Raw genomic sequence first — 8,572 nt, forward strand, 5'->3', positions numbered from 1 at the left:
AGAATGACGCCTTGGCCTCAAGGCTTGCATTCAAAGTATCCTAGCCGACACTGAAAGCCCCCCAAACCACCCTTTATGAGCAAAGCCTCCGTCGAAGACATCAAACTCGCCTCAGCAGGCCTCCGTGGCCAGCTGGCCGAGCAGTTCGCTGATACCAGCACCCCGAACATCCCGGAGGACTCCAACATCCTACTCAAGCACCACGGTTCCTACCAGCAGGATGACCGCGATGTGCGCGCCGAACGCACCAAGGCGAAGCTGGACAAAGCTTGGAGCTTCATGATCCGCAGCAAAATGCCCGGCGGCCGTATCACCGCGAAGCAATGGCTCATCCATGACGACCTTTGCGAAAAGGCTTTCGGGAACATGCGCCTGACGAACCGTCAGGGCATCCAGCTCCACGGCGTGCTCAAAGGCGGCCTGAAGGAAGTCATTTCCAATGTCTGCCACAGCGGCCTCAGCACCATGGGTGCCTGCGGTGACGTGGTGCGCAACACCATGGGCCCGGCGGCTCCGATCAAGGATGCCGTGCATGCTGATACTCAGACGCTTACGGAAGAAATCAGCCAGCGCTTCCTGTGGCGCAGCCAGGCTTATGCCGACATCTGGCTGGACGGCGAGAAGCTGGAGCCCGAGTGGACGCAAGATCCGGAAGTGAATCCTGCCGTGCGTGAGGCAACAAAAGCCCCTGAAGGTGATGACCCCATCTACGGCAAGGTCTATCTGCCGCGTAAATTCAAGATCGGCGTGGCCATCCAGCCCTGCAATGATGCGGACATCTACTCCCAAGATCTGGGCCTGGTGCCGCACGTGGTGGACGGTGCCGTCGAAGGCTATACCCTCACTGTCGGTGGCGGCTTTGGCATGAGCCACGGCCAGCTCAGCACCCGCCCCTTCCTCGGGCAGCCGCTCCTTTATGCGAAGCGTGCGAACGTGGTGGATGCCGTCGAAGCCATCGTGACCACCCAGCGTGACCATGGCAACCGCACCGAGCGCAAGAACGCCCGCATGAAGTACACCGTGCAGAGCATGGGCCTCGACGGCTTCCGCGCCGAAGTGGTGCGCCGCCTGCCGGGCATCGAAACCTTCCCGCCGAAGGAGCTGAACTTTGATAGCGTCGAGGACAAGCTCGGCTGGCACGAACAGGGTGACGGCAAGCTCTACTGCGCCGTGCATGTGAGCATGGGCCGCATTGTGGACCGTGAAAACGGCCCGCACTACCGCAGCGCCTTCGTGGATCTCTGCAAAACGCTGGACCTGCCGCTGATCGTGACGCCGAACACGAACATGATTATTGCCGACGTGGCACCGGAGCAGAAGGACGCCGTGGATGCCATTCTGGCCAAGCACGGAGTCATCCACGCCGATGGCATGACCCGCGCCCGCAAGGTGGCCCACGCCTGCGTGGCCCTGCCGACCTGCGGCCTGGCCCTGAGCGAATCCGAGCGTGTGCTGCCGGGCTTCATGGACAAGATCGACGAAGCGCTGCGTGAACTGGGTCTCGAAGACGAGCCGATCCTCTTCCGCATGACGGGCTGCCCGAACGGCTGCGGCCGCCCTTACAACGCCGACTTCGGCTTTGTGGGTCGCTCGCCGAACAAGTACGCGATGTTTGTGGGTGGTAGCATCCGCGGCAATCGCCTCGCCGGCCTGGAGTACAAGACCGTCCTCGGTGAAGAAGTGCCGGTGAAGGTACGCGCCTTCCTGGAAGCTTTCAAAGCGGAGCGCAAGGACGGCGAAATCTTCGCCGACTGGTTCGCCCGCACCCGCACCACGGGTGAGGCACCGACGCCGGAGCAGTTCCACATCGAACTGGCTGAACGTGCCGCCAAGCTGGCCGAAGCCAAGACGACGGCTGCTGAGGCGGGTTAATCCTCCAAAAAGCATCGAATTCGAGGCGGCCCGCACCTAGCGGGCCGCCTTTTTTGTGGCTGGGGCCGCTGTCAATTCCTCCAAAAGGTGGCCATAATCCTCCAAAATCGTTGCCAAAACTCCAATAACCGGGTTTCATCCTCCAAATGAGCCTGACTGTAACCTTGTTTGGTGATTCCCTCCGGGAAGCGGCGAAGCCATGGCTGGAAGAGCTGGGGAAATCCGACCGTGACCGCCTTTTGAGGCTGCTCAAGCTCGCGGTGGCGGAGAAAACGCGGCTCTCGGACGTGCTGAACACGCTCTTTTATGGCCAGGATACCCAGACCGCGCTGGCCAACCTGACCCGGCTGCGCAAGCGGCTGAATGATGCGGCCAAAGGTGATCCCACTCAGGGTGGGGCTGACCTCAGCCTGCAAATCCACGTCGATACGAAGAAGCAAAGCCCGCCGACCGAGCGCACGGTGTGGTTCACCGGGCCGGATGAGGCGGTGCTGAGGGTGACGCGGTTTTCCCAACAGGTTACAGCGGATGTGGCGGGCAGGCCGTTTATTCCCTCCAAGGGCATCGCGACTACGGGGAGTGCCATGGAGGGGAAGAAAATCTTCGTTCGCTTCTTCGTCTCCTATGCTCGTGCCCAGAAAGACCTCGCGGACAGTCTGGTTGAGGAACTCAAAAGCCAGTTCGGCTGCTCCAGCCGATATGAAGTCGAGTTGTGGATGGATCAGGACACTTCCATTGGCGAACGCTGGCATGAGCGCATCCAGGCGGCGATTCATGCCTCGGATTTTGGATTGCTTCTCATTGGGCCGGAGTTTCTGAATCGAAAGTACATCAAGGAACACGAGCTGCCGCACTACATCGGGAATGCGCCGGGGCGGAAGCCCATCCTTCCCGTGGGCTTGATCAAGGTGGACTTCAAAGAGCAGGATTTGCTGGGGCTCGTGGAGCATCAGATCTTCCGCAAAGCGGGAAGGAACGCCGAAGCTCGTTTCTATGAGGAGATGCAGGGCACGGCCAAGAAGCGTGAGTTTGTCCATCAGCTCTTCCTCGCCATCCAGAAACGTCTCGATGGCTGCTTCGCTCCCATCTCTCCAGGTGACGCGGGCACTCCTGCCTGCAAAGAGAACGAGGAGACATCCGAAGTGCAGGCAGGAGTGCCTGCATCACCTGATCTCCAGCGCTTCATGCCTACCCCGGAGGAGACGAAGCATTTCCAGCGCACGCGCGGCCTTGCTCATCATCTCGCGGCGCGGGAGTCGATCGATCCGGCAAAGGCAGGTGCCGGTGAGGCTAGGGACGCGCTGGATGAACTCGAAGGCTGGGCGGTGAGGGCGGAGGGATCTCCGTTTTTTGCGCTGCTGGGAGAGGTCGGTATTGGCAAGACCACGACGCTGAAGCAGTTCACGCGGCAGTTGATTGAGAAGCGCCAGAAGGATCCGGCGAAATACCCACTGCCCGTTTACATCGATCTGCGTGACTACGTGAGCGACAAGCCCGAGGCGGTGCCGACCATTGAGGAGTTGCTAACCAGCGTGATTCAACGCTCATGGCGAGTCACTGACCGCACCGTCACGGCAGGTGATCTGCTGCGGTTGGTGCGCGAGGAGGGTGCGCTCATCATTTTCGACGGGCTGGATGAAAAGATCGTCCACCTCACGCAGAACCGTGCGCGGGATTTCATCCGCACGCTGTGGTCCGTGCTACCCCAGGCCATGCTGTCACCTAGCCAAGCTTCCATATGCAAAGGCAAGATGCTGCTCTCCTGCCGCAGCCATTACTTCCGTGATGTGTGGAGCCAGAACGCCATGCTCACTGGGGAAGATCGCGAAGGCATCGACCGCAGCCAATATCCGGCGTTTTGCCTGCTGCCTTTTGATGAGGGGCAGATTCGCGGTTACCTCACGTCCTTCCTTGGGGATGAGAAACGCGGTGGGGAAGCTTTTGAACTCATCGCTTCCATTCACAATCTGCGTGACCTCGCGGAGCGCCCCTACTTGCTCAGCCTCATCAGCGGTCGTCTGGGTGAACTGGAAGCGCTGCAAATGCGTGGCGAAACTGTCAATGCGGCACGTCTGTACGATCTCGTGGTGCGTTCGTGGTTGAGCCGCGATGACGGCAAGCACCACCTTGATGCCATGCACAAGCGCCGCCTCATGGAGGCGCTGGCCGCCGCCCTCTGGCGCAGTGGCGAAAAGCAGTGGGACGTGGATCGCTTGGAAGAATGGTTTGATGAGTTTCTGCACCGGAACCCCGCCATCGCTTCGGCGTATGCGAACAAAGACCGCTCTCTGCTGAAGGAAGATCTGCGCACCGCCACTTTCGTGCTGCGGCCAGATACGGAGGCGAAACACTTCCGTTTCGCCCACACGTCTTTGCAGGAGTACTTTCTGGCCAGCCACCTGTTCCGTGCGTTGGTGGACAAGGCGGATGCTGAGTGGGACATGCCGATGGTCTCGCTGGAGACACTGGATTTTTTGGGGCAGATCCTCGCGGCGAATCTTTCCGGTGTCGCCCTCTCTTCATTAGAACGCATTCTCGGCGGCAGTTGCCTGCCTGCGACCTGCCTAGCATTCAAATACTGGCTCGAAGCTATTAAGCAAAGTCATCCCGAGCCGCAGCCGCAGCAGGTGAATCTGGCGGGTGCGGATTTGGATGAATGGCACATCAAAGGCCGGAGCAAAGAGCAGCCGCTGAATTTGCGGGGAGTGAATCTGCGGAGTGTGCAGCTCAACCGTGCGCGTGTTGAGTTCGTCGATCTTTCGGATACAGACCTGTCTGGACTGGAGGCGCGTCAGGCTTTGTTCCTGCAGGTGAATGCGGCTCGTGCGAAGCTGACGCAGGCGGATCTGGCAGGTCTGGAATGGCGGGGTGGCTCGCGGCAAGGCGCATCAGTCGAACAAGATATGCTCGAACTGGCGGAATTACTTCAGGTAGAAACCACAAGTCTGAGTCTCGCCACGGTTCCCCGTGCGCTGAGGGCGCTAGCGTTCCCACAAATTTATATTGGTCACGGCAGCGGTGCCACTTGCTGCGTCTGGAGTCCTAATGGGAGTGCCGTTCTTACAGGCTCCAATGACGGACGTTTGAAGGTCTGGGACGCCGCCTCCGGCAGGGAACTTCTCACTCTCACGGGGCATAGCGGTTACGTTAATTGTTGTGCCTGGAGTCCCGACGGTGCACGACTGCTCTCGGGATCTTATGACCGTACCCTCAAGCTTTGGGATGCCGTCTCCGGGAAGGAACTCCTTACCCTCAAGGGGCATTCAGACTCAGTCGATTGCTGCACCTGGAGCCCAGACGGTGCGCGCCTAGTCTCGGGCTCCTCTGACAATTGTCTCAAGCTCTGGGATGCCACCACCGGCAGGGAACTTCTCGTCCTCACCGGGCATTCCCGTGCTGTCAACTGCTGTGCCTGGAGCCCAGACAGCTCGCGCCTGCTCTCAGGTTCCTCAGACCACACCCTTAAGCTCTGGGACGCGGCCTCCGGAAGAGAGATCATCACCCTCAAAGGGCATGCCCGTCCCGTCAACTGCTGCGCTTGGAGCCCAGACAATGCGCGTCTGCTCTCAGGATCCTCTGATCGTACCCTCAAGGTCTGGGATGCTGCCTCAGGCGGAGAACTCTTCGCGCTCACGGGGCATGATAACCCCGTCAACTGCTGCGCCTGGAGTCCTGACGGCACGCGCCTGCTTTCGGGCTCATTTGATCACACCCTCAAACTTTGGAACGCCCTAACCGGCAATGAACTTTTCTCCTTCGCGAAGCATTCCGATCCCGTCAAATGCTGCGCCTGGAGTCCCGACGGCAAGCGCATAGTCTCGGGCACTTGGGACAGAACCCTCAAGCTCTGGGATGCCGTCACCGGTAGGGAGCTACTTGTCCTTGCGGGACATGGCCGTTCCGTCAACTGCTGCACTTGGAGTTCCGACGGATCGCGCCTACTCACGGGCTCAAATGGCCATACTCTCAACTTCTGGAGCGCCTCCTCTGGGAGAGAAATCCTCGCACTTACGGGATATTACAGTGGTGTCAGTTGCTGCGTCTTGAGTCCTGACGGCTCACGCCTGCTCTCGGGCTCCTATGACAACACCCTCAAGCTCAGTGATGCAGCCACTGGCAAAGAACTTCACTTACTCACGGGTCATGCCCACTGGATCACATGCTGCGCTTGGAGTCCGGATGGCTCATTCCTGCTTTCAGGCTCCGACGACAAGACCCTCAAGATCTGGAATGCCGCCACAGGCAAAGAAATTCGCTCACTGACGGATCATGCCCACTGCGTCACCTGCTGCGCCTGGAGTCCTGATGGCTTTCGACTGCTCTCGGGTTCCTATGATAACACCCTCAAGGTCTGGGATGCCGCCATTGGCAAAGTTCTTCTCTCACTCACGGGTCATTTCCACTGGATCACCTGCTGCGCTTGGAGTCCAGATGGCTCACTCCTGATTTCAGGCTCCGACGACAACACCCTCAAGATCTGGGATGCCACCACTGGCAAAGAACACCTCTCTCTTACAGGGCATGCAAGCGCCGTTACCTGTTGTGCCTGGAGTCCCGACGGCTCACGCCTGCTCTCAGGTTCTGAAGATAAAACTCTCAAGCTCTGGGATGCCCCCACTGGCAGGGAGCTGCTCTCACTCACGGGGCATGCCAGTTACGTCAAATGCTGCGCCTGGAGCCCCGACAACTCGCGCCTGCTCTCGGGCTCTACTGACAGCACCTTCAAGCTTTGGGATGCAAACACCGGCGAATGTCTTTGGACTGGGTGCATTCTCCCCGAAAACCAATCCGCCGTCATTAATGGCGCTGGCACTGAAATCCTCCATGCCACCCGCGAGGCGTGGCGGTGGCTGGGGTGGGAGGAGAGGGATGCGAAGGGGCGGTTTATTCGGCGGCTGCCGGCGGAGGTGTTTGGGCCGATTCCGGGGATGGAGGATTGAGGGATGGGGGGTTCGTGGGGAGCTGGTTTCCGGGCCGGGCCCCTTGTTGCGGCGCAACAAGGCAACTTTTATTTCTGACCATTACGGCACTTGTGTGAGGCGTTTCTTTGGGCCACAGACTCGGCTATGTCTCTCCCGTTCTATCATTACCTGCATCTCATCGGCCTGATCCTTGTTTTCATCGGCTTTGGCGGTCTGTTCTCCAGCGAAGGTGCCAAGAAGGCCATGATGTGGCATGGCATCGGTCTGGTCATCAGCATTATCTCCGGATTCGGCATGCTGGCGAAGCTGGGCATCATGGGCACGATGCCGGTGTGGGCCTGGATCAAGATCGGCCTGTGGCTGGTGCTGGGCTTTCTGCCAGTGCTGGCGAAGCGCCGCGTGATCGCCGCGCCGCTGGTGGTGCTGATCGCTGCTATTACCGGAGCTGGTCTGGCTTATCTGGGGTATTTCAAGCCGGCGTTTTGATCTCTGAAGATCAGGAAAAGGTCAAGCGGAGGGATTAGGATCAGCCCAGATAACCAAGGGGTCAGAATCCGCTTCCATTTCGCTTTGGCGGCCGATAGTTCTCCATGAAGAGAATTGTCGCTCTGGCCGCCTGCCTGACCGCCATACAGCTTGTAGGCTCCATGCTCTGGCTCGGACGTCTGCCTCACAAGGGGGAGGTGCTGGGCGTGTTTTTGATTGCGTTTGTTATTTCCGCCTTTGCGTGGGCTTTTGAAAAAGATGAGGGCAAATGAGGCGATTCGGCCGAACAGGCTCGGAAGTCTGGCCCTTTTCAAACTGAGACAGCCACCTGATTCACGAGTGTGAAGGCAGGTGGTCTTGTGAAGGGCATCATTCCGGTTTGATGCGGGGGCGCTGGTCGACGGGCAGGAGTGCCCATCGTACTGTTGAGGCGTTCCGCCTTCGGATTTCAGACGAAGGCGAGACGCCTCGAGCCGTTGACAGGCCGGAGGCCTGTCCTCCGATTAGGAGCCTAGGGCTTTGCTTTTTTCGGTGGCGGCGCGGACGGCTTGGATCATGGCGTTGCGGAGGCCGTGCTGCTCGAGTTTTTCGAGGCCGGCGATGGTGGTGCCGCCTGGGCTGGTGACTTCATCGCGCAGGGACGCGGGGTGTTTGCCGCTGGTGAGGACCATTTCGGCCGCACCGGCGACGGTTTGCGCCGCGAGGCGTACGGCTGCGGCGCGTGGCAGGCCCATGAGCACGCCGCCGTCGGCGAGGGCTTCGATGACGGTGTAAACATAGGCGGGACCGCTGCCGGAGAGGCCGGTGACGGCATCGAGCAGTTTTTCGGCGACTTCATCCGCCGTGCCGACGGCTCCGAGAATTTTCTCCGCGAGGGCGGCGTCCTTGGCGGTGGCCTTGCTGCCGCGTGCGAAGGCAGCGGCTCCTTTGCCGACGAGTGCGGGGGTATTGGGCATGCTGCGAATGACGCGTTGCTTGCCACCGAGCCAGGTTTCGAGATTGGCCAGCGAGACCCCGGCGGCGATGCTGAGGTACAGGCGCGAGCCTTTGACCTGGGAGAGAGCCTCGCACAGGGACTTTATGTCTCCGGGTTTCACGGCGAGGATGATGACGTCTGATGCTGCCGCCACTTCTGCCGGTGTGCCGGTGATCGTTTTGCAGGCGAGGCATTTGCGCAGGGAGTTCACGGCCTCGGGCATCACATCGCTGAGCGCCACATTCAGGCTGGTTTTGCCAAGCGCCTGCTCCACGCCGCGCAGGAGCGCGCCGCCCATTTTTCCACAGCCAATGAG

5 protein-coding genes are annotated in these 8,572 nt (G+C 59.9%); 4 read left to right on the top strand and 1 reads right to left on the bottom strand.

Going from position 1 to position 8,572, the window contains the following annotated elements; all coding sequences use genetic code 11:
• Positions 1-75 precede the first annotated feature (75 nt).
• The 4 genes from ACIREA_RS20415 (at position 76) to ACIREA_RS20430 (ending at position 7,552) form a co-directional block, all read left to right on the top strand.
• Complete coding sequence (locus ACIREA_RS20415) at positions 76-1,872, top strand: NADPH-dependent assimilatory sulfite reductase hemoprotein subunit (protein ID WP_397384191.1); 1,797 nt, start codon at positions 76-78, stop codon at positions 1,870-1,872.
• A 146-nt stretch (positions 1,873-2,018) separates the two neighbouring features.
• The gene (locus ACIREA_RS20420; protein ID WP_397384192.1) at positions 2,019-6,812 is read left to right on the top strand and encodes a TIR domain-containing protein; all 4,794 of its coding nucleotides are present in this window, start codon (positions 2,019-2,021) and stop codon (positions 6,810-6,812) included.
• A gap of 126 nt (positions 6,813-6,938) precedes the next feature.
• A complete protein-coding gene (locus ACIREA_RS20425; protein WP_397384193.1) occupies positions 6,939-7,280 on the top strand; it encodes a hypothetical protein in 342 nt (113 codons plus the stop codon).
• Positions 7,281-7,384: 104 nt separating this feature from the next.
• Positions 7,385-7,552, top strand: a complete 168-nt coding sequence (locus ACIREA_RS20430) for a hypothetical protein (protein ID WP_397384194.1) — start codon at positions 7,385-7,387, stop codon at positions 7,550-7,552.
• A gap of 231 nt (positions 7,553-7,783) precedes the next feature.
• Here the strand turns inward: ACIREA_RS20430 and proC are convergent.
• A partial coding sequence (proC, locus tag ACIREA_RS20435; RefSeq protein ID WP_397384195.1) for a pyrroline-5-carboxylate reductase occupies positions 7,784-8,572 on the bottom strand: 789 nt, incomplete at its 5' end.

The organism is Prosthecobacter sp., assembly GCF_044373815.1.
Lineage (GTDB): Bacteria > Verrucomicrobiota > Verrucomicrobiia > Verrucomicrobiales > Verrucomicrobiaceae > Prosthecobacter.